Source organism: Paenibacillus tepidiphilus (genome assembly GCF_008635795.1).
GTDB classification, from domain to species: Bacteria; Bacillota; Bacilli; order Paenibacillales; family Paenibacillaceae; genus Paenibacillus_AQ; species Paenibacillus_AQ tepidiphilus.
Window position 1 is genome coordinate 136,058 of record NZ_VWRQ01000006.1, and the last position, 24,051, is coordinate 160,108.

Annotated in this window: 11 protein-coding genes; 4 read left to right on the top strand and 7 right to left on the bottom strand. The window is 51.2% G+C overall.

The features are described from left to right. Positions 1–249: 249 nt before the first annotated feature. From F1379_RS09900 to F1379_RS09910, 3 genes are all read right to left on the bottom strand, one after another. Entirely contained in the window at positions 250–5,934 is a 5,685-nt protein-coding gene (locus tag F1379_RS09900; RefSeq protein WP_239004627.1) for a pectinesterase family protein, read from the bottom strand. Between the two features lie 225 nt (positions 5,935–6,159). Beyond that, a complete protein-coding gene (locus F1379_RS09905) occupies positions 6,160–7,704 on the bottom strand; it encodes an extracellular solute-binding protein (protein WP_150269046.1) in 1,545 nt (514 codons plus the stop codon). A gap of 456 nt (positions 7,705–8,160) precedes the next feature. Then, positions 8,161–9,549, bottom strand: coding sequence for a family 4 glycosyl hydrolase (locus F1379_RS09910; RefSeq protein WP_203457081.1), 1,389 nt, complete (start codon positions 9,547–9,549; stop codon positions 8,161–8,163). Between the two features lie 207 nt (positions 9,550–9,756). Here F1379_RS09910 and F1379_RS09915 point away from each other — a divergent pair, with 207 nt between their 5' ends. Further along, positions 9,757–10,599 carry a helix-turn-helix domain-containing protein gene (locus F1379_RS09915; protein WP_338046130.1) on the top strand — a complete coding sequence of 281 codons (843 nt, stop codon included), beginning with the start codon at positions 9,757–9,759 and terminating at the stop codon, positions 10,597–10,599. 177 nt (positions 10,600–10,776) lie between these two features. Here F1379_RS09915 and F1379_RS09920 read toward each other — a convergent pair whose 3' ends face one another. Genes F1379_RS09920 through F1379_RS09935 form a run of 4 tightly spaced genes read right to left on the bottom strand, consistent with a single transcriptional unit; the run spans position 10,777 to position 15,841 of the window. Then, positions 10,777–12,366, bottom strand: coding sequence for a glycoside hydrolase family 43 protein (locus tag F1379_RS09920; protein ID WP_150269052.1), 1,590 nt, complete (start codon positions 12,364–12,366; stop codon positions 10,777–10,779). Between the two features lie 18 nt (positions 12,367–12,384). Then, positions 12,385–13,764: a glycoside hydrolase family 28 protein gene (locus F1379_RS09925; RefSeq protein ID WP_150269054.1), complete on the bottom strand. Its 1,380-nt coding sequence runs from the start codon at positions 13,762–13,764 to the stop codon at positions 12,385–12,387. Further along, positions 13,751–14,914, bottom strand: coding sequence for a glycoside hydrolase family 88/105 protein (locus tag F1379_RS09930; RefSeq protein ID WP_150269057.1), 1,164 nt, complete (start codon positions 14,912–14,914; stop codon positions 13,751–13,753). The genes F1379_RS09925 and F1379_RS09930 overlap by 14 nt, the downstream gene beginning before the upstream one ends. Before the next feature lie 24 nt (positions 14,915–14,938). Next, positions 14,939–15,841: an ABC transporter permease gene (locus F1379_RS09935; RefSeq protein ID WP_150269306.1), complete on the bottom strand. Its 903-nt coding sequence runs from the start codon at positions 15,839–15,841 to the stop codon at positions 14,939–14,941. Positions 15,842–16,180: 339 nt separating this feature from the next. Between F1379_RS09935 and F1379_RS09940 the strand changes: the two genes are divergently transcribed. From F1379_RS09940 to F1379_RS09950, 3 genes are all read left to right on the top strand, one after another. Continuing rightward, positions 16,181–17,065 (top strand): carbohydrate ABC transporter permease, encoded by an 885-nt coding sequence (locus F1379_RS09940; protein WP_150269059.1) that lies wholly within the window; start codon positions 16,181–16,183, stop codon positions 17,063–17,065. 417 nt (positions 17,066–17,482) lie between these two features. Then, a complete protein-coding gene (locus tag F1379_RS09945; protein WP_150269061.1) occupies positions 17,483–22,903 on the top strand; it encodes an AAA family ATPase in 5,421 nt (1,806 codons plus the stop codon). Continuing rightward, positions 22,903–23,967 carry a hypothetical protein gene (locus tag F1379_RS09950; RefSeq protein ID WP_150269064.1) on the top strand — a complete coding sequence of 355 codons (1,065 nt, stop codon included), beginning with the start codon at positions 22,903–22,905 and terminating at the stop codon, positions 23,965–23,967. Before F1379_RS09945 ends, F1379_RS09950 begins: the two co-directional genes overlap by 1 nt. Positions 23,968–24,051: the final 84 nt, after the last annotated feature.

Consider the following 24,051-nt stretch of genomic DNA (forward strand, 5'->3'; position numbering starts at 1 on the left):
CCGTTTTGGCTGATATTAAGTGGCGATTTTCCAATTAGGCTGCAGCTAACCGGCATATAGGAGCATTTTAAGTGACGAAAATCAAACTAGTTTATGAATCCAATCAATCCAGTAAGGACTACATAGGAGTTCACCGGGGTTTGGCGGCAATTCCTTGCGGTCATGCCAAGGTATAGCTATTACCGCGACTCCAACAAAGAAGCCTTTCCCGCATTCAGCGTGGAAAGGCTTCTTGTGATCTAAAGGTTTCTAATGCTCGACCCTTACCGTTACCGTTGCCGTGGTCCGGTTGCCCGCTCCATCCACCGCCTCATAGGTGATGGTATAGATCCGGCCGCTGCCCTTGCCCGAACGCTCGGCGCGCAGCTCGAAGTCAAAGTCGGCAGTGCCGTAGGCTGCGCCCTGAATATCATTGTCGGTGTTGCCGTCTCCCTGGCCGTTGTCCGGTTCATTGCTGGTGATGGACAGCAGGGTTACCGCGGCCACCCCTGAATCGGCATCATACACATCGGCCGTAACCTGAATCCGCTCCATCCGGTGGCCTTTGGCCTTAAGCACCGGCTTGTCGACTGTCAGCCGGAGGATCGGAGGCTCGGTGTCTGTAACTTCAGGCTCCTTCACCGTGAACTTGATGGTATAGACCTGCGCGCTGCCGTCCTGTGCGGTGACCGTAATCACGGCCGTGCCGGGGAGCGCTGCCGCCTGCTCTACCGTGACCGTTGCCGCAGCCGCTATGGCTTCGGCTGCTACCACGGGAACCGCGCTGCCAGCTTCGACGATCACCGTATACTCCGTCACGGAGTGGTCAAAGCCGGGCAAAGCGCTGCCGTCCACCGTGAGCCCTGCCAGCTCGCGGCTGCTTCCGGCAAGGCCGGGCAGCGCCGCCGGGTTCCAGCCGTCGCTGCCCGCCAGCAAGCTGGCCGGAATGTACAGCGCCGCTTCCTCCGGCGTCAGCTGCTGCGACCAGCCGGCTCTGGCTGCGGGAGCCGCTCCCGGGCCGGAGCTGGCGAATTCGCCGTAGCGGGCCGTCTTCTCATTGGCGGCATTGCCCCAGTTGTTCCAGCCCGCAGGGGCAATATGCCCGCCCAGGTAGCTGTTGATATAGACGACATTGGCATCGGGGCGCCAAGGTCTGCCCAGGGCTACGCCGGTAATACCGGGCTCGGCGGTCACCCGGGAGTTCAGGAAGATGTAGCCCGGCTTGCCTGCACCGGTGGAGGCCGCTGTCACATATCCGCCGCCGAGGCTGTGCAGGGTGCTGTTCTCGAAGACGGCGGTGGCATTGCCGAAGATGAAGTCGACCGTGCCCTCTATATAACTATCGAGGTAATATTGCCGTCCGTTATTGGCATACAGCGTATCCTGATGTCCGCGCAGGCTGACATCCTTGAACACCAGCCGGTCAGCGTTGGCATACAGCGCCACCGCCTGCCCGGCATTGATTCCGGCGTCATTCTGGATCGTCAGGTGCTCGGCTGTGAAATCGCTGGCCTGCACCCGGAAGCTGTAGCTGCCCGAGGTGCCGAGCGCATTGCCGCTGGCATCCAGCGTGCTTGCTGCATCCCCGTACAGCAGCACCGTGCCCTCCCGGCTCTCGCCGATCATCCGCACCTTGACCTTCTGGGACGAAAGGTCAAGCTTCTCACGGTAGATGCCGTCCCGGATCTTGATAACCGTTGGCACGGTACTGTTCGCCGGGACGGCATTGATGGCCTCCTGCACCTTCGTGAACTGTCCGCTGCCATCCTTGGCAACGGTCAGTACCGGCGCAGGCACTTCGCTGGCAATCGCCGAAGAAGGCCCTTCCCCCGCTGCGTTCGCTGCGGAGACAAGATAATAGTAGCGGGTGCCGTTCACAAGACCGGCATCGGTATAGGACATGCCCGTGAGACCGGAGGCAACCGCTTCGAACGGACCGGCCGGAGCTACGCCCCGCCGCACGGTGTAGGACACGGCGTCCGGCACAGACTCCCAGCTTACTGCAACGCTGGCGTCATCCGGGACGGCCGTAACTCCCGCAGGTGCGGCAGGCTTGCCGTCGACAGCCACGGGCCGTACACTTGCCGCCGCAGAGTCCAGACTGTGTGTGCTGCTGTTCGCGGCTGCCACCTTATAATAGTACGGCGTGCCGTTCACAAGGCCCGCGTCGGTGTATGCCGCTTGCGTAACCGTGGCAATGGCAGCATACGGGCCTTCAAGCGTCTCCGCTCGCTTCACCTCATAGGAGACGGCTCCGGCAATGGCCTCCCACTGCAGCTGCGCCGCATTCGGCAAGGACTGCGCCGACACCGACGGCGTGGTCAGATGAGCAGTCGGTGTTAAGGCGACCGGAGCCGAATCCGGTCCCTCCCCGCCGATGCCGGTCGCCGATACCACATAATAATACGTGGTACCGTTCGTCAGTCCGGCATCCCGGAAGTAAGCCGCTGTAACGGCGGCAGCCACCGCCGTATACGGTCCCTCCGCAGTCAGGCTGCGCTTGACGGTATACCGGATCGCATTCTCCACTTCCTGCCACTGCAGGTCCGCCTGCGCACTGCGTGCCGAGGCAGTCAGCCCCAGCGGGGCAGCCGGAGTCACCGCAGCCGTGGATGGCATTGCCGACACCTGGTTGGACGGGCCGCTCTCGCCGGTGGATCCGGTGGCTGTAACGACATAATAATAGGCTGTGTCATTCTGCACCGTCTCGTCGATATAGGTGACATCGGTCAGGCCAGAAGCAACCGCCGTGTACGGACCACCGTCCGTCGTACTGCGTTTCACCGTATAGGTGGACGCTCCATCGGCGGCGGACCATTCCAGCTTGATTTTGCCGTTGCCGGGGGTTGCGCTCAGGCCGTTAGGACTCTCTGCCGGCTCCACGTACACCTTAAGGTTGTCGAAATACAGCGTACCTTTGCCGGTGCCCGGCGTCTTGGCGGAAATCCGGGCGATGCCGCCCGCCGTCAGATCGGACTCCAGCGGCGCATCATCCTGAACGAGTACATCGTCGATGTAGATGTCGGCCGTCTTCGCCGGCACGTTCACGATCAGCTTCAGGCTGTACCACTGATTATTCACCGGCGGGTCCATCAGCTTGTAATCGGCGCCGTTCCTCTTGTAGATCAGTGTATAATTCCCTTCCGCTACGGGAGCGGTCGGCTTACGGAGCTGGAAGGAAAGCGCGGTCTTGCTGCCCGCTTCATCCTGCAGGTTCAGTACCGTCGCCGTGCCCGGCCAGCCCGGGGAAGTAATGTCGGCCTCCAGGATGAACTTACCCTTTTGCGGCGTGAACTTACGGATCATCTCCGTGTTGCCCGCAGCATTGTCGTAGACGATCAGCGCTTTCTGCGAGTCATTGCCCGTTGTGGCCGCAGGGATGTCAGCCACCGTCACCTTGTGATCCGCATCCGGCGGATTCGGTGTGAACGTGTAGCCTTCCGGTGTCACATCATTGGCTGCCGCTTCAAAGTCATCATTCACATAAAAGACCGTTTCCGGCTCCCCTTCCGGTACAGCGTTCACCACGGCGGAGTTGAAGCTGGTTCCGCTGGCATTGGCAGCGGTAATGACATAATAGTAGGTTTTGCCTACGGTCAGGTCGGCGTCGGTGTACGCATTCTCCGTAATTCCGGCGGCAACCGCCGTGAACGGCCCGCCCGGCATTTCGCTGCGCAGCACATTGTAGCTCTCGGCTACTGTAACCTCATCCCAGCTAAGGTTTACTGATCTAACACCGGCTTCCGCCGCTACATTCACCGGAGACACCGGATAATCCGCAGGCAGCGGGTTAACGGCCGCACCGGAGAACACGGTGGCGTTGTACTTGTGCACATCGTCATCCACCTTGGCCGCATCGGCCGCCAGCCCGAAATAGACCGTTTCCGGCAAGGACAGATTAACGGTGTCAATCACTGACCAATCTGTTCCGTTATCTGAAGCCAGCGCGGTAATCTGATTGCCCAGGCGCACCAGCTTCACCCAATAAGGCGTATTCATGAACGCCTCTGGTTCTGTTTTAACTGCGGCTCCACCGGCAGACTGCCGGGACAGAGCGATGGTCTTCTTCCCGTATTTCACATACGAGGCCATCAGTGCAGCGAAGCGGGCCGATCCGTCCAGGCCGTCGCGGATCATGACGCCGCCTTCGGCTTCGTCGTCCGTGGCGGTAATGCTCTCGACACGGGCCACGATCTCCCCGTTGCCGGTCAGCTCCTGATAGGCATAGTGGAAGCTGTCGGCGCTGCCGCCGATGTCGCCCGCCGATTTCACGGTCACGTCTGCGGCTGTGGCACCGAGCTGCGTATGTCCGGATATACCCGGAGACCCCACATCCGCAGACTGCCAGGGCAGCGTGCTGCCTGCCTTGTTGACGTGAACGGCCACATTGGCCGATTGCGTAGAGGTTCCAGTGTCATCAATGGCCCGTACGGTCAGGAAGTGGGTACCGTCCTGAACATTCTCCCAGTTGAAGGTATACGGTGCCGTGCTGTCCTCACCCAGCAGCTCATCGTTCCGGTAAAATTCCACCCTGGCCACAGTACCGTCCGCATCGGTGGCGGCAGCTGTAATTTCCACGTCTGCTCCCTCTGTCACAATCGTGTGATCTGCCGGGGAGCTGACGGTGGTTTCCGGATTGGCCGAACCGTTGCCGTCAATGCCGTTCAGATAGACCTCCAGATAGGTATATCCCGAGGAATGGATGGCGTTCCGGTCCTCCGGATCGGCCGGATTCAGTCCGTGCGCCGTCTCCCATTCATCCGGCATGCCGTCGTGGTCGCCATCGGCCAGCGCCGATACCGCCGGAGTGAACTCCGGATATCCGCCAACCTCCCGCTGCGAATTGATATGCCGTCCCGTCCGGTTCTTCACATCATTCACGATCCGCGCATCGACGGCATCTCTGCGGGGCAGGATGGCTCCCGCACCTTCAAGCACACGCTCGTAGGCGACCTCGGCGGAATCGGGATTAGCCGGGTTCGGCATAACCACCGGCTCGCTCAGCACCGAATCGGGATTGGCCACATCGCCGACCCCCAGCCAGTTATCGGCCGATACCTCAAGAGAACCGTCCATGATATTGCCGCCGATGAAGATCCGCGTATCCGCGCTGACCCCGAGGAACAGCTGCTCCCTTACCGAACGGTAGGTGCTGGGGCCGTATTTATAGTAGTTATTCCGCAGATTATAGTTGCCCTGCTCGCCTCCATAGGAAGAGAAGAAGCCCCAGTTGTAAATAATATTGTTGTACATATCTGTAGGGAAATCCGGCGAACCGGCAAACCGCGGATTGCGGCTGACATTGTGGGCGATCAGATTATGATGGAAGGAAGCATTGTTGCCGCCCCAGATGCCCGCATAGCCGTGTCTGCCCTTCTGGTGCGAGGTCATCAGCATACTCTCGGAGACGATGGACCATTGGACCGTCGTATTCTCATTGACATACATGCTGAGCACTTCATCCACCGACCAGCTGAACGAGCTGTGGTCGATAATGATGTCTTTATGGTACCGTCCGCCAAAAGCATCGTCCTCGCTCGGATGCCTGTCGCCGAGCCGGAAGCGCATATAACGCACAATCAGATTGTCCGCCTCAATGGAGGTATAGTAGTCGGAGACGGTGATCCCCTCGCCCGGCGCTGTCTGCCCGGCGAGGGTCAGATTCGAGCCGGTAATCTTCAGCGGCGATTCCAGATGAATCGTACCGCCCACCCGGAACACGACAGTCGTATTGCTCAAGGCCACCGCTTCACGCAGCGAGCCTGGCCCGGAATCGGCCAGCGTCGTCACTTCATAGACGGCACCGCCCCTGCCGCCGGTAGTATACATCCCCCCGCCTTCGGCTCCCGGAAAAGCCGGAAGCGGCAAGACCTGCGCAGCGGAAGCCGCAGCGGCTGGAGCTCCGGCCGGCAGCAATCCCAGCAGCAGGGAAGCGGCCAGTAAACCTGATAGCATTTTTCTCAAAACAGTTCCTCCTTCATCGGATTGAATTACGTTTCGAACCCTTCACCCTGAAACCGCTGTTAATAGAATGCATAGCAAAAAGCGCACCCGCTGCATCCAATCAAATTGAGCCAAATCTGGTACGGATCATCCCATCCGTTAATGCCATAATTGTCCCTCTGATGTGCTGCGCGGGTGCGCGTAAAGCTCAGTTTACTGCGGATAACCGGCTGTTGCTCAGCCGTTTACCTCTTTATAGGCGGCTTCGTATTCGGTGATAATCTTGTCTCCGCCGCTCTTGCGCCAGTTCGCTATCTCTTTCTTGAAGTCGTCCAGGCTGATTTTGTCGAGAATGTATTTATAGGTAGCGTCGGTAATGATCTTCTGCAGTTCAGAGCCCTGGGTGGAGAACGTCTCCGATTCCAGCGAATATACCGGATTCAGCACCGCGTATTGTTCATTCTCATGTATCAAACGGGCGGCCTCGGTCCGCAGCGGGTCGGAATCATGGATTTCATAGCCCGGCTCCTTCGGACGCGACGAGGAGAACGGCTGCACTTCCTGCTGCCATAGGTCCTGGTTCGTGATCGTCACCGCTTTATTGGCATCAACGCTGTAGTGCACGCCCTCAATGCCGTAGGTCATCAATGCGTAGATTTCTTCGGACATCAGGTCATCCATGAATTTCAGGATGCGCTTCAGCTCCGCTTCATCCTTGACCTCCGATTTCGGGAAGGCCAGCAGGCCGCCTACGCCGTTGCTTGTCGTCCAGATGGCCCGGTCGGCCGGATTGCCGGTGGAGGTAATATCATTAACGAGTACCAGCTCCATATCATCCTGAATTCCCTTGGCGGAGTTCAGCATGTTCTTGCTGTCAAACAGCGCTCCGACATAAATGCCTGCTTTACCCTGGGAGAAGCCCTGCTGCTGGTCCGTCTTGGCCGTTACGGCAAAGTCCTGGTTAATGTAGCCGCCCTTATACAGCGCCTTCATATAATCCATCGCCTTCACATAGCCCTCGGATTCGAACTCCGGCGTCACTTTGCCGCTTTCGTCCACATGCCAGCCGCTTGGCGTGCCAAAGTAGGAGCCGAGCGTCTTGAAGGCGCCGAATACCAGGTCACTGCGGTCAATAAAGCCGGTAGTGTCTTTAACGCCGTTGCCGTCGGGGTCTTCTTCTGTAAACGCTTTCGCAACAGCCATCAGCTCATCGGTTGTCTTGGGAACAGCGAGACCCAGCTTATCGAGCCAGTCCTTGCGGATAATAACCCCGTTCCGGGAGATGTCCTTCTGCATCGGAATGCCATACAGCTTGCCGGCGATAGAAGCCGAGGTCCGCATATCCTGCGAGATCGTCGCCAGGTTCGGGAACTCGTCCAGGTAAGGGCTGACCTCCCAGAACACGCCGGCCTTCAGGGCATTACGCACCGAAGAATTCTCCAGAATGGTCAAAGTTACGATATCCGCCAGCGAGTCGGAGGCGAGCGCCGTGTTGATCCGTTCTTCCTTGGAAGCATCGGGAATCCAGGAGAAATCCAGATCGGTATTGGTTACTTCCTCTATCTTATTGAGGATGGTATCTGTCGGCGGCGAGGCGGTGTGCAGAATATTCATCCAGCTGATCTTGGCGGGTGTATCGGCCGCTTCGGCCCCTCCGCTTCCGGTATTGCCGGCGGCAGGCTCCGTGCCCGCATTTCCATTATTGTTGTTGCCGCCGCAGCCGCTGAGCAGCAGTGCACCGCTGACCGCAAGTGCGGCGAATTGCGTGATTTTCTTGTTCATGTCCCTTCCCCTTTTCTGGTCGTATGGGTTGCCTGCACGCCTCATATACAGTAACGGCGGAGGCAGGAATTCAAGCGGCGTTTAGTCCGCCTGTTTAATCTCGGGTTAAGCATACTAGCGGCTCAAGTGTTACGTATATAATCATTTGGTATCGTGTCCAAAGAGGCCTTTTCGCTGCCAGGATACGCGCTTCCTCGGCAATCGTTGCTGCTGATTATCCCCGTAATGGCCCGCCCGCAGCCTCATTCCGGCATGGATTCCACCTATAATCCCTGGCTACGGTACGCGTATTATCAGGTTAGCACACCGGGGAAGGCCAAGCCACCCCAAAATACCTTCAATATGCACTCCCCAGCGCTCAAAAAAATGGCAGCCCCGCACGGAAAATCTCCGCCCGGGGCTGCCGCTGCACACTGTACAGTCAACGCTTGCTTATGTGTTGGTTCAAAGCTTATTTCAGTCCAGCTTCCAGCCGGGCAAATACGCCTTCGTATTCTGAAGCATTTCGTCCATCAGGCTGCGGGCATCCTGCACGTCGATCGCGACCAGCGGATCGGCGGCAAAAGCGCGGAAAGCCACATCGGCATCCTTACGCAGCCCCGCCTGCAGCGTCGTCTCCTGATTCGCAACATGGCGGAGCACCAGCGACTCCACTTCCAGCGGCAGCCGGCCGGCGGTGACCGGGGCAATCCGGTTCTGCGACAGTACAGCGTTCGTCTCTACTACACTGTGGAGCGGCAGGCCGCCCATTTGTCCGATATTCGGGATGTTGACATTGGTCACCATATCGCCGAGGCCCAGCAGCGCCTTGATCTGGCGCACCCCTTCCTCGCCGGAATTCTTCAGACTCAGCTCCTCTTCGCCGCGGAACATCCGCTCCGATTGCTCCAGCAGCCGTGTGCGGTTCTCCATCCGCCAGGAGACCGGGGTCAGCGCGAAATTCCAGGAGTCGATATGCTCCGGGGAAGTGAGATAGGCTTTGCCGCAGAACTCGGCCAGATGGCGGTCTCCGGCCGCCGCGATGATACCGTACCGGCGGAACAGATCAAACTTTACACGGTGTGCGGAGTCGAAGAATTTGTTCATCCAGTGCTCTTTTTTCTGCTTACTGAAGCCTTCTTCATAGTATTTATCCACAAATTCCTTGTACAGCGGCAGCAAATCCATTCCCTCATACTCCGCGCGGTCAATCCAGGTAAAATGGTTAATCCCCAGCACGTTAGTCTTGATGTCCTCGCGGCGGACGCCGGTCATTCCTTTCATATCGCCCAGCATATCGGCCAGCAGCTTCTGTACCTCGAACACCTCATGGCAGCAGCCGAACGCCTTGATCTCCGGGAATACTTCGTACAAGGTGCGCGTGCATACGGTCATCGGGTTGGTGTAATTGATGACCCAGGCATCGGGACAATGGGCCCGGACCGCTTCGGCAATCTCGGCAAATATCGGAATCGTCCGCAGGGCGCGGACAATACCGCCAGGTCCGACGGTGTCGCCGACGGATTGATAGATTCCATATTTCTCCGGCGTATGCACATCGGATGCCATCTCACCGAAGGTGCCCGGCACAATGGATATAATGACGAAATCGGCGCCCTGCAGCGCTTCCTTCATCGTATCTACCGCCTTGTAGCTCCACTGGCCCACGGCCTCGGGACGTTCCTGCAGCCGGTTCCCGATCACTTCGTTGCGGGTTGCCGCTTCTTTATCGATATCGTACAGCTTGACCGTGCCGGACAGCTCCGCGCTCAGCGCCAGATCACCCATCAGCCCCCAGGCCCAGCCGCGTGAGCCTCCTCCAATATATGCAATGTGCAGCTCTTCCACCCGATTGTCATGTTTAATCAATGGACTTCCTCCTCTATAGTTGCAGGTTGCAGGCGAACCTTTATCTACCGCCAGCTTACCATAACATTGGAGGGGAATCGCCGCATTATAACGCATACATAGTGCAAATGCCGCTTTTATTGCTGTACCTTTTTTTGTATAGTAACAAGTGAAGATGCTTTGTGAGAGGAGGAGGTCGCCATACCTCTGCAGCTGCTTCCGGATATGCTGCGCTTCGGCGCCAGCCCGGACCCGTTCTACCTGGAGTTTGACCGCAGACCCGGCCATTTCTCCATGTTCACCAACCACTATCACAGCCATTATGAGCTGTACTATTTGTTCAGCGGGGAACGCAATTATTTCATCAAGGAGCGGGCCTATCACGTTCATCCCGGGGATCTCGTGCTTGTCGATTCGGATGCGGTACATAAAACCTCGGACCTCGGAATTCCGGGCCACGAGCGGGTGGTGCTGTATTTCTCGCCTTCCTTCTTTGAAGCCTACGGGCCGGACGAGCGGGAGCTGCTCTTAAGCTCCTTTGCCCAAGGGTCGCCGCTGCTCCGGCTTAATCTGCAGGAGCGGCTTCATGCCGAGGGGCTGCTTCGCTCGCTGCTCACAGAGCTGAACGAGCAGCCGCCCGGCTACGGGCTCCACCTCCGGCATATGGCCGGTGAGCTGCTGCTGTTCACCGCCCGCAGTATGCAGAAGCGCCAGGGCGTGCCCGATGTCGAGCCGACGCCGGTGCAGCGCAAAGTATCGGACATTGTCCGCCACATCAACCTGCACTTCGGCGAGCCGCTGGAGCTGGGCAAGCTGGCCGAGCAGTTCTTCATCAGCAAAAGCCACCTGAGCCGGATGTTCAAGGAGGTCACCGGCTTTGGCCTCAGCGAATATGTCAATATTACCCGGGTGAAGGAGGCGCAGCGGCTGCTGCGGGAGAGCGATTACAGCGTCACCCGCGTCTCCGAGCTGGCCGGCTTCGACAACTTCTCCCACTTCGGCAAAATGTTCAAGCGCCTCTCCGGCCTCACCCCCCGCGCTTACCGGAAGATGGCGGAGGGGGAGTAGAAGAATACGCAGTCCGTTCGCTTCTTGCCCCTTCGCATCGCAGATACTGCGACAGGAAAGCTCTAACCGGCGCCCCGACTGGCTGCCACGATGCCGCAGATTGCCGGTCAACACACACAAGCAGCTATCCTCTGATTACATGAGGATAGCTGCTTGTGTGTTAATATAATCAGGCGCTTACTCTTCCAGCCCCTGATAGCGGAAATAGCTGAAATCGGCGTAGCTGCCGAGGAACTGCTGCATATCATGTGCGGCAATGCCGACGAAGTTGCCGGTGAAGCCCCCGGACAGGAAGCCGATGTGGTACGAAGCGCCCAGCGGCTGCCACTCCCCGGCGCCGCTCACCCTGTACAGGAACTGAGCGTTTGTACCGTGCACCTCCACCGCCAGCCGCAGAGGTTGTCCGGCAGTTACAGGTATAATCACCGGCTCGGCCGTGAACTCGTTGCTGCGGCAGCCCATCAGCCGCAGCACCTTGCCTGACCCTTCCTCATGGGTGGTATAGGCGTACAGATAGTTGTCTTCATTCAGATAGAGCGCGAGCCCGGCCATCTGCAAATAGCATTCCGGCTCATGCTCCAGCTCCGTCTCGGCGCGGAAGCTGATATCGGTCTGGCGTACCGCCACGATGTGATGGCGGAACAGGCTCTGCATCGACTCGCCTGCGTAGATGCGCAGCTTCCCCGGCCGGGCGCGCAGTGTGCACCAGCGCTCGTCGGCGCTGATCCGCAGCGTGTTCCAGTGCTTCTTCAGCGCCGGGCCGCTGAAGTCGTCCTCGAACACGCACGGCTGCACGGCCGCCGCAGGCTTCGCCCCCTGCGGCGCCGGTACCGCAAGCAGCGGCGCATTGCCGCCGGCGGTCAGGCGCAGCCAGCCCGCTTCGTCCCAGCGCACCTGCTGCAGCGCCGTTTCCCGGCCCAGAATGGCATATTCGCCATTCACCGGCCGCGTGCACAGATGCGCCATGTACCACTCGCCGTCCGGTGTCTCGACCAGGCTGCCGTGCCCGGCGCATTGCAGCGGCAGCTCCGGACGGCCGCTGGAGGTCAGCATCGGGTTAAGCGGGTCCACCTCGTACGGACCGAGCAGGTCCCTGGACCTTGCCACGGTGACCGCATGGCCGCTGCCGGTACCGCCTTCCGCCGTAATCAGGTAATAATAGCCGCCGCGCTTGTAAATATGCGGCGCTTCGGTCTTCATCAGCGGGGTGCAGTCAAAGAGTTTGACCGGCTTCCCGGTCAGCCGGCCCAGCTGCGGATCATATTCCTGAATGACGATACCGCTTGATTTGTTACTCTCTGTCATCCGGTAATCCCAGATCTCGTTCAGCAGCCATTTGCGCCCATCCTCATCGTGGTAGAGCGACGGGTCAAAGCCGCTGCTGTTCAGATAGACCGGCTCCGACCAGGGACCGGTAATGTCGGGAGCCGTGATCAGGTAATTGTGGCAGTCCTTGAACGGCCGCTTGGTGCTTTTGACATCGGTATAGATGAGATAGAATAAGCCGTCATGATAGCTCAGCTGCGGCGCCCAGATGCTGCAGTTCTTCGGATTGCCCCGCAGATCAACCTGGTGAGTCAGTATGTCGGTAGCATGCTCCCACTCCGCCAGATTCCCTGATTGATATACGCGCACACCCGGCAGCCACTCGAACGAGGAGACCGCAATGTAATACAGCCCCTTCGCCCGGACAATACACGGATCGGGATTAAAGCCTCTGAGAATCGGGTTCTGAATCACCCCGGTCAGTACGTTATCCGTAATCATCGTCGTTCTCCTTCCTGTTCAGCCTGCCTGGCCCTCATCTCCGCTCAAATCCTCCTGCGAAGGCGTTACGGTCACTTGCCGTACCAGTTCTTCAGGCACACGCGTATTGCGCGACTGGCAGTCCTTGATCTCAATATTCTCGCCGTTCTCGATATAGAAGGCCGGGCCCTCATGGTCCTCAACCGTCACCTGATGGAAGCGGATATCCTTGACGTTGCCCAGATAGAAGCCGCGCCGCGCCATTTTTTCAAGGCCCGACATCATTGCCGGATAACCGGGTACGGCATCCCTGGCCATCGAGATATCGATATCCGTGAAGGTAATTTCCGAGACATAGCGCTCGGCCAGGCCATACAGGAATCCTGCGGCCGCATGCACGTTCCTGGCGGTGATGCCGTTAAAATGGATGCGCCGGAAATTCGGCGTCTCCTCCGTAACCGGATAAGGATTCTTGTCCCAGACATATTTGTCTTTGCCGCGCGGGCCGCAGAAGTAATACAGATTAAGGATGAACGGGCAGATGACATCCTCCATCACGATGTTGCTGACGCGGATATCCTCAACCACCCCGCCGCGCCCGCGCCGCGATTTCAGCCGGATGCCGCGGTCTGTCTGCTTGAACACGCAGTTGCTGATGGTCACATTGCGGATATCGCCGCTCATCTCGCTGCCGAGAACGACTCCGCCGTGGCCGTGAATCATCGTGCAGTTCGTAATGGTGATATTCTCGCAGGGAACGCGCTCCGGGGTATCCTCCGTCCCTGCCTTGATCGCGATGCAGTCATCGCCCACATCGATATGGCAATTGCTGATGCGCACATTGACGCAGGATTCCGGATCAATGCCGTCTGTATTCGGCGAATCGGCCGGATTATGAATGGACAGATTATCGATGGTTACATCGCTGCAGCGGATCGGATTGACCGTCCAGCTCGGAGAATTCACCAGTGTCAGGTCCTTGATCGTCACTCTGCGGCAGTTATCGAAGCTGATCAGCTTCGGACGGGGATACTCCAGCTCGGATGGAGCGTTCCGGTGCCTCTCCCACCATGGCGCTCCTCCGCCGTCCAGCCTTCCGCCGCCGGTAATGGCCACATTCTCCAGATTCGCACCGAAGATACAGGAGGCGTACACCTGCCTAGCCACACCTTCCCAGCGGGATTCCACCACCGGGTAATCCGCCGGGTCGGAGCTGAAGGCCAGCACGGCCCCCGGACTGAGGCGCAGCTCAATATGGCTCCCCAGCAGAATCGCTCCGGTGCGGTAGGTGCCGGAAGGCACATATACAGTGCCTCCGCCCGCTTCGCCCGCTGCGGCGATGGCCGCTGCAATCGCTGCTGTTGACAGCTCGGCGCTGTTCTTCTTCGCACCGAAATCGTCGATATTATACATTGACATCGCTCTTCGCCTGCTCCTTCCCGGCGGCAGCCCGCCGCGCTTCAACCTCCCCGCAGGCCTGCAGGAATGCGCCGAGCCCTTTCTGGTCGTTGGTGATAATCGGCTCGCTGATGTAATAAGCATACGTGCCGTCACGGCGCTCATCGCCGCCCAGCCCGGCGACCTGGCAGGTCTTGTTCAGATTCACCCAGCCGCGCTTCGTCACCGTGATGAATTCGTCTATGAGACCGGCATAAGCACGGTCCAGCGTCTCTGCCCAGCCTCCTTCATCCAGCACGCCCAGCCGGAGTCCCTTGGCGATGGCATAGGTAATCATACTGGACGCCGAGGCCTCCAGATAATTGCCCTTGCGGCTGCCCTCGTTCACCACCTGATACCAGACGCCGGAAGCTTCGTCCTGATTATTGCGCAAGGCCGTCAGCGTATCGCGCAGCATCCTCGTTAGCTCTGCATAATCTATATGCTCCTGCGGCAGCAGCTCCAGCACATCGGCCAGAGCCATGACGAACCAGCCCATCGACCGGCCCCAGACATTCGGGGACTGTCCCGTCTGCGGGTCACACCATGGCTGCACACGCCGCTCATCCCAGGCGTGCCGGAGCAGCCCGGTCTTGGCGTCTCGGGTATGGCGCTCACAGAGGATGAACTGCTTCGTCACATCCTCAAGACCCTGCCCGTCTTCGAAGGTCAGCAGGTACTCCAGATAGAACGGGGAGCCCATGTACAGTCCGTCCAGCCAGATCTGGTACGGGTAAATCTGCTTGTGCCAGAACGCACCTTCAGAAGTGCGCGGGTGCTGCCTGAGCTGCCCTCTGAGGTTGGCGGCCGCCAGCCTGTATTTCTCCTCCCCTGTCTCCTTATATAGCAAGAACAGCAGCTTTCCGTTATTCAAGTGGTCGATATTGTATTCATCCGGCCGGTAGCCCTTGACGGAGCCGTCCTCCCCGATGAAGTAATCCATATTGTCCCGGATATACCGGAAGTATTTCTCCTCACCCGTCAGCCGCCACAGCAGCTCGAAGCCCTTCAGAATGACTCCGTAATCATAGGACCATTTGCCCTGATACCATTCGTTAGCTTGATACAGCAGCGGCGTCCGCTCCATGATGGAGCTTGCCATACGTACCGCCCAATTTGTCTTGTCCGTCATCGTAACCTCCACTTGTTAAAATAATTAATACACCCCGTCCTCCCCGATCTTCTTGGCGAGCTTGTTGGACAGCATGACGAGGATCAGGCCGACCACGCCCTTGAACAGGCCGACGGTGGTGCTGAAGCTGAGCTGGCCGTTCTTCAGACCGGCGGTATAAATGTAAGTATCGAAGATTTCGCCGACCTCGCGGTTGAGGGAATTCAGCAGCAGGTACATATGCTCGAAGCCCAGGTCGAGTGTGTGGCCGATCTTCAGAATCAGCAGCGTGATAATGACCGGGCGGATGGCCGGCAGGGTGACATGCCAGGTTTTGCGCAGGCGGCCTGCGCCGTCCATCTCGGCAGCCTCGTACAGCTGCGTATCCACCACTGTAATGGCGGCCAGATAAATAATGGTCGACCAGCCGAGCTCTTTCCAGATAATCTGGCCGATATAGACAATGCGCAGCCACTCCGGAGAAGTCAGGAAGCTGATCTTCTGACCGCCCATCGCGGCAATCATCTCATTCAGCACCCCGCCGTCCACATTCATGAACACATAAGTAATGGATACGATGATAACCCAGGACATAAAGTGCGGAATGTAGATGACCGTCTGCACCACATTTTTAAAGACCTTGTGCCGCACTTCGTTCAGCATCAGCGACAGAATGATCGGCAGCGGGAAGAAGATGATGATGTTCAGCGCGAACAGAATCAGCGTATTTCGCAGCAGCATCATAAATGTTGGCTCCGTGAATAAACGGATGAAGTGCTTGAAGCCGACCCACGGGCTGTCCGCAATCCCCATATAAGGCTGATAATCCTGGAAGGCAATAATCAGCCCGCCCATCGGCAGGTATTTGAAAATCACGAAATACACAAATCCCGGCAGTATCATCAGATATAACAGCTTGTTTCTTCTCAGACTCAGCAGGTTTTGCATGGTCCGTGTTTTTTTTGCCGGCGATGCAGGTCCCTTCACCGCGGCGACATTTGCCTCTTTCACCAGAATCGTCCTCCTTGAACGCGTTTCTTTACGGTTCAAGCTTAAGGCGCCCGGGCGTATTACGTATATAATCATTACTTACTGTAGGCCAACAATCCGCGCCGCTATGCGCTTTTGACTGTCCCGAACCTGTGCAAGGATACCTATCGTACCTGAAGAGCATGTCCGCTGCAGCCCGTCATTTCACCCCCTCTCAAAGCGATAGCTAATGATTATATACGGAATGTCCTCCCCTTGTTACAGTGTCAATGAAACGATTACGAGGAGGATAACCGCATGGCGCAATCATCATTAAAAAAAGAAAGCATGGGCGGCAAACTGTTCACCATCGTCAATACCACCCTGCTGGCTCTCATTGCTCTCATTTGTCTTTTACCTTTTGTCAACGTATTTGCCAGTTCCTTTGCCACTACACAGGAGATCGTCGAGAAGAAATTCGTCCTGTTCCCGACCACCTTCTCGCTGGATGCCTACCGCTTCATTCTCTCCACGCCTACCATCTTCAGAAGCCTTGGCGTGTCCATAGGCGTCACTCTGGCAGGTACTGTCGTCAGTATGGTCCTGACCGCGTTAATGGCTTACGGCTTGTCGCGCAAATACCTGCAGGGCCGTGACTTCATCAATTTCGTGGTCGTCTTCTCCATGCTGTTCAGCGGCGGCATGATCCCTACCTTCCTGGTGGTCAAATCGCTCTCCCTGATCGATTCCTACTGGTCCATGATTATCCCGGTGGCAATCAACGCCTTCAACCTGATCATCATGCGCAACTTCTTCCAGGCGCTGCCTGAAAGCCTGGAGGAGTCGGCCAAGATTGACGGCTCCAACGATTTCGGCGTCTTTCTCAAAATCATGCTGCCGCTGGCGCTGCCCTCCATCGCAACCCTGTCCCTGTTCTATGGCGTCGCTTACTGGAACACGTATATGAACGCCATCCTGTATATCAACGATTCCGTCAAATGGCCGATTCAGGTGCTGCTGCGCCAGATCGTTATCGTCTCCAGCGGGATGCAGGGCGACAATACGTCGGTCGACATCATACCGCCGGCCCAGACGATCAAGATGGCAGTCATCGTGGTGGCGACGGTGCCGATGCTGATTGCCTACCCGTTCGTACAAAAGCATTTCACCAAAGGCGCCATGCTCGGCGCCGTCAAGGGCTGACAAGCCTTTTGGCCTATCCTCAGTACAACGGCCAGTCCCTCTACCGGAGGACTGGCCATTGCTGTCTGGATAATGAGGGCAAAGGAGTATTTAAACCTACAAAATCAAATAACTTAGGATAGTCGTGTAATTCTATTCCAATGCCTACACTTCTCTCCTGTAGATAAAAAACTCTTCTGCATGCATGCCAATGACATGTAACGCTTTGAACTCTAGTTCATCTTCTGCAGTTTCTACAACATTTTAAACTTGCCTGTTACCCACCTAATATTATCAATTCTCTTTTCGACAGCCTAATGTGACAGTAAACGACAGATCAATAACTCTATAATGTATATATTAGTCGGATAATTACTATGAAACCTAGGTTGAAAGGAGCAATTTTGAGAGATTCATTACTTATGGGGGGGTATTATTTTGCCTATTGATCAACTTGTTACATACTCTAAGGCCTTAGATTTAAAAGAAAAAATAGATTCATTAGTTAGTTTACGACATGTTGCAATTAACAGCATCGAACCGATAGTTACAGATATTAGTAGTGATAAATTTCCCACTGAAGCTACACTCAATAATGCGCTTAAAGCACTTTCCAATCTCTCAGTGAAGCAAAAAGATTTACTTGAATATTTATCCCTTGATGACGAACAAAAAATAGTTACTTTACAAGATATCAATGGAATGTTGAAAGAAATTGAGATTAACGAACAAATTTCAGAAACGGTTGATAATATAAAAAAAAGTATTTCTAAATTCATTGCATTACAATGTGTTAATGAAGACTTTATAGAGGAAATCAAGCAGCAGCAAGCAACAGCTAAAGAATTGCTTGAAAGCTACTCGTCAAATGAAATGCTAATCGAATTAGGGGGAAAATATGATTTAGCCATAAAGATTGCTTTTAAACTGATAATTCCCGATGCTAATCATTATAGTCGAATAACAAAAGAAATAGGACTTGCTACAAGCTATGCCCTTAGAAAAGGGTTATTTAATATTCCAATTCCATCTGTAAAAGAATTAGATACTACCTCAAATGAAATTTTCCCAACCATTAATCTGTTCAGTAGTAAAATAAATAATCCGCTCCCACTTATTCCGACTGACGATAGCCTTGTCCAACCTAATGACGACTTTTTATTTACTACTGATTATAAAATATCCTACTATGGAAAAAAGCTGCAAAGATTTTCAGCAAGTAAATTTGAACAAGATTTAAAGAGAATTTCTTCCCATCGGGGCCCTTCTTCATTTCTTTTAACCTATATAAATAATTATGGAATATTAGGGGAAGATGAGTTATCTCTATTCATTCCAGAAACTTCTCCATCTTCTGAAGAAAAACTCAATCTCTATCGAATGATTCTTCAAGGTTTATGCCACAAAGGATACCTAACTTCTTGTACAGTTATCTTAAATAATGATAGCTTTGTCTTCTATACTCTCAGCCCTATTGGAATTGAGGCATTTCAAAAAGAAACCAGCCGTAAACAGTTACTATTATATTCATCACTTAAACCTATTTATCGACAATTTGGGGAAGAACTTTGGAGTTTGGAAGATCACGAAAGCCCCTTCTCGATTGCTCGTCAGCTAAGCATGATAAATCAAGCACAGGGACTATTGGAGAAAGCATTAAAAACATATTTTATTTTAGATAATTGGAAAACTCTCATTCCTATACCTCATAGGGATCTTGAGTTCAGAAAGTTAGGAATCCGTATAGTAATCATGGCGCCATTCTCCGAATTCGAAAGTTCAAAAAATGATTTAATTAACATTGAGCAGATTGTTCAAATGAAGACAGATTGTGTGCCAATTATTTGGACATCCTCTCGGATAGATGGCTGCTCTTGGGCACAAGCTTTATCTGGGAATAACCAATCAGTATATTTTCTCACAAATGAGAATGGCACTCTATTTTTAGGTAATAAAGAAGGTTTAGATTGCTTCTCATTAATTTTTGATCAAATAAACTTAATTGCGGAAAAAAGGGATGAGGTATCAGAAAGTTTAGATATCTTAGATGCTACCGTCTCTGTTAAAGGAGAAAATAGAGTCGTAGAACAAGAAGATATAAAAAATACAGATATTTATACTACATCAGATAATAATGAAAAATCTGAATTAGTTAATCTAGTTGCCCAAGAAGATCAAATCCTGAGTGATGAAACTAATCTGTCTAAGAGTGAGGAGCCACCAACTGAACTTTTGCCGTATATTGAAAATAGTGACTTCCAATCAGTTATTGAAAAAGCATTACTAATGGTTGCAGAGAGTAAATTTGCAGAAGCCATGATATTGCTTCATTCTGTAGCAAACTTCTCATCTGAAGCAAAAATATTGAAGGAAAAGATCTCTTTTATTTTAGAAGATCCTTTATGCAAATATGAAGATTTATTCACATTAAGCGATACTCCAATTAATCTTTTCGTGAAAAATGTTGATGCGCTTAATGATTACTTGAACATTGCAATGTGGTTACGCATTTTTTTCAATCCCGATAATCCTAATGATCATCGTTTAAAGTCACGTTGGGGACAAATCAGTAGTGATTATTCCAATCCTATATTACAAAACTGTCCTGCTTTAAAACAGCTAATTAGTCATTTTTGGTTGTTCCTAGAACGCCATAATACTGGTTTTAAATTCTGCACTTCAGGAACTGCACGCATTCAAATGGAACTAACTAATAAACTTAACAAAACAAATCAACAACTCTTAGAAGCTCTAAGTATTTTTAATACTCGTAATATTAAAGCCAAAATTGGTCATAGGAAGGCTCATCAGCTTGTTTTGGAATTTTATAGTAGTAATGGAGTGTTGACAGAAATAGTACGTAAAGCTCCTTCAATGCCTTTAGATGATTTAAGAACCTTCTGTCAGCAGTTTACTGTTATAGATTTATTGTCTAACACTTCCCACCTTAATACCATTCCAGATGATAAAAAACTTGAAGAGTTTATTGATAAATACTGGGATGCTATGAATTTTAAATCCAATTTCGGAAAAAATGTATCATTTTTAGGGAAAGAGCGCGACCATCAACGTAGTTGGCTTCGTGAGGCTGTTACTCCATTAATAAATTGCTATATCTGCCGAGTTAACGTAGAAAAGCAGGGCATGATGGATTTAGTTAGTCCAGAGGCTGTCAAGAAATATCGTAATACAGCAAGTGAACTTATGACGGAAATATTACAGCAACTTTCTCAATACGGACAAGATGATATTGTTGATTCGGGTTTCTCAATCCTTCGTGTAGTAATCAACCAACTTAAAGATTCTTTAAATGAAGATATTGAACAGGAATCATACTTCTATGAGAGCTTACTTCTTACAGGTGAAATTGAACTTGATGATCAATACTTACCTGTTCTAGACAATTGGATGTATGAGTTGCCAAATATTTCAGGTTTCCGTTTATGGGAGAGAGCAATTCGCCACTCCAATAACCATAACCATACATGGCAAGATGCGGCTTTAAGTGCACTCCGTGACTATGATATAGGGAGATATGATTTAATTATCCGCAGGTTCGGACAAGAAATATCTCTCGATGAATCAGCAGTGATTAATACACGTAAAAAGGCACCTTCTCAGATAACTCGTTACAAAGAAGAGTTTATGACCAGTGTAGAAATTGCTCAGAACTATGGGCAAATTTCAAGCAAGGGAATTATGGATAATTACTTCCGTCTTGCTATTGCAGCGCAACAGCATGCAGAAAAGATGAATAATTGCGGATTTTACAACAGACTTCTTGACGCTTGCAACAAACAGATAAAACAGGATTCCAAGGAACGAATGGAAGCGACTCAGACTAGGCTGGAGGAACTTAAGCAAAATATACTTCTAGCCGCAGAAAACAATTCGGAAAATATTGATAAAGAAGTGGTATTTAAAAGTTGGCCAATTCTAGATAAAATCGATCAAATGCTTGAAAAGCGAAACATGACAGTTGCAGAAGATTACATTCAATTGGCAAACAATGGTTATGGACAACAAGATATACCTTCAATTCAAAAGTATGCTTCTGATCCTTTTAGCTATTTCTACGAACGCTACCAAACTCTTTATAATGCTTGTAATACAAACAAAAGCGTTGATTTGAATCGTATTTATGAAAAAGAGGTTAAGTCAAGCTTCTTTGCAAATCAACGTAACCGCAATACAGTAAATGCTGATGAATTTATCCGCTTATGGTCGAAACTCTCTAACGCTGAGAATATTCAGTCAATAATAAAACATTTATCTTTCCATGAAATCAAAAAAGTTACATCAGGAAAAAATAAAGAACTTTATATTTTTCCTGAAGCTATTGATGGGACCCTTGGTCAGTACAGTCACCCATTTGCTGCTTTTGGGACACAAGCGTTTCAGAAAGGTTTACGTGTTATTCACATGGCTGGAACTAGATCAGCTGATAATATTTTAGATGAAATGATACAGCATGGGGCTAGTGGAGCAGCTTCAACGATAGTTCTGTTAGACTATGCATTACCGCTCGCAGAACGTACACTCCTTGCAAAGTCAATTAAACTCAGAGGAATTCCTGAAATCATCTTGGTCATAGACCGCGTGATGGCACTCTTTCTTGCTGGATATAACCAATTAGAACGCGGCAATGTAATGTTACAGATAGCACTTCCTTCTAGTAACGTTCAACCTTATATACCCAATGGAATTATTCCTCCTGAAATGTTCATTGGGCGAACAGATGAACTTAATAGAATTCGTAACTTAGCAGGACCTGTATTGGTATATGGTGGAAGGCAGCTTGGGAAAACGGCTTTGCTCCGTCAAGCTAAAAACCTTGATCATCATCCTGAAAAAGGAAGTTATGCTGTTTTTATTGATCTTAAGCAGGATAATTGCCATACCGCTCCAAAAAAAATAAGTGAAGAACTTGTTTTTTCCAACATTTTAGACCAGGAATACTCAACTTGGGAAGAATTAAAAACGGCTCTGAAAATTCGTCTTAACAGTAAAGAAAAACCCATCAATAAGCTTTTATTATTACTAGATGAAGCAGATCGTTTTCTTTCAAGTTGTGAACAGGACAATAACCGGCCACTTGAGATCCTTAAAGAAATTAAAGATTCTTTTAACGATCAGTTTAAATTTGTACTGGCTGGTCTCCGTGACGTTGTTCGTTTTAATAAGCGGCGCTTAAGTGGTAATAGTGTTCTAGCACACATGGGACACATCACAATACGTCCACTTGCATATACTGATGCTTGTGATCTGTTGGAAAAACCTTTACATTATTTAGGTTTTCGTATTGATGAAGCCGACGATTACATGATTAGTTTAATTTTGGCTAAAACAAATTACTATCCTGGATTAATTCACTTCTACTGTCAGAAACTGATTGAAGCGACTGCTGACAGTTACAAAAACGGTAGTTACAATGAAAATTCTGCTCCCCCGTATCTACTTGATGAGAAACATCTGAAGACACTTTTGGGACAATCTGAATTTTTGGAAATGATTGAGGATAGATTTCGTATTACTCTTCAATTGGATAAAGACGATCTTTATGATATCTTGGCAAATGCTATGGCATATTTCTACTACTCAGAAGGTATAGGTAAAGCTGCTGCAGTTAAGGATATTATGAATGTTTGCAAAGATTTTGAAATTAAGAAAATTTGTCTTATGTCTGAGGACAACTTGAAAGCCCTTCTTGAAGAAATGGATGAACTCAATATTCTTAGACAAGAGCAAATGGGCTCAGAAAAATATATTTTCAATCGGTATAGCTTCTTTCAAATGTTAGGAAGTTTTGAAAATGTATTTGAACAATTATTAAAATATGCTGAACAAGGAGTGCAGTAATGTTAAATGAGGAAACTCTCTGGTGGAGTCAAGTATCAGGACCATCTCGATACTTACAGGATACTCTTGAAGCTGTTTCAAACGGTGGAGTTACTGTCCTCGAAGAAACAGCATACATGGGTCAATTTCTATCTATGTTAAAAGACAAGCTACTTTATAAAAACAGCAAATTACAAATTATTAACTATAATGCGGATGATTTTTTGAATTCAGAAAACATTGAAGAATATTTGCTTTTTAAATTTGCTCCCGATTACAATTATCACCCTATAGAGGGTCCGCCTACTAGAATTATTGCTAAAAATAATTTATTGGATGGACGGGTTCTAATTATTCGTCACATAGAGAAGGATAAGCGTTGGATGGATGTTGCAATGGAATTCGCCAAATATTGCTCATTCCAAAGTGGCTCGATTGTATTTACTCTAAAAGGAGGAACTCCTCAACTAAAGAAACAAAAGAAAATTGAAGTACTTGAACTAAAAAATTACATTACCACTTATGACATGCAGTTATTTGCTTCTTATTGCATATCGAATCTTTCTAATTTATCGTCACCGATGAAAAATTACATCACACAAATTGCTTCAACCTTAGCTGGAAACAATCCCGAGTTATGTAAAGAGTTGGCTGTTGAAGAACTCGCAGTTGATGTATTCGGTTTATTAAATCGCCTATCTCAATGTTCTCCTAATTCAGCACTTATTCCGGAAAACAAATCGAATGTAGACCATATTCTTTGGGAAGCTCAGATTCAAACGGTTTTTCCCATTATTGAGCAAGAAAGACGTAGAATAATTGAATCTTATTATCAAGAACTTCTAAATATTCTTCCTGTGACAGATGAATTCGGAAGAAAGATTGAGATTCCAGAGGATATGGAGTTACGCCATATTCACTATTATTATTTTAAAAATGCTGGTAGTTTTAAAAGCAAAGAAGATAATGATACTTTTAAACTAATTTATAACAGCAGAAATGATCTTGCTCATCTAAATCTATTAAACGGAACAGTCATTAAGAATATATTTTCATTACGAAGTAACAAGATAATTCGTAAATAAAAAATCAAAATTTCTTCTCCAAACAAGTTAAAGAATCTTTATTTTTACAAAGTCGCTTTGCCTGGTCATTCAGCGGCCAAGAAT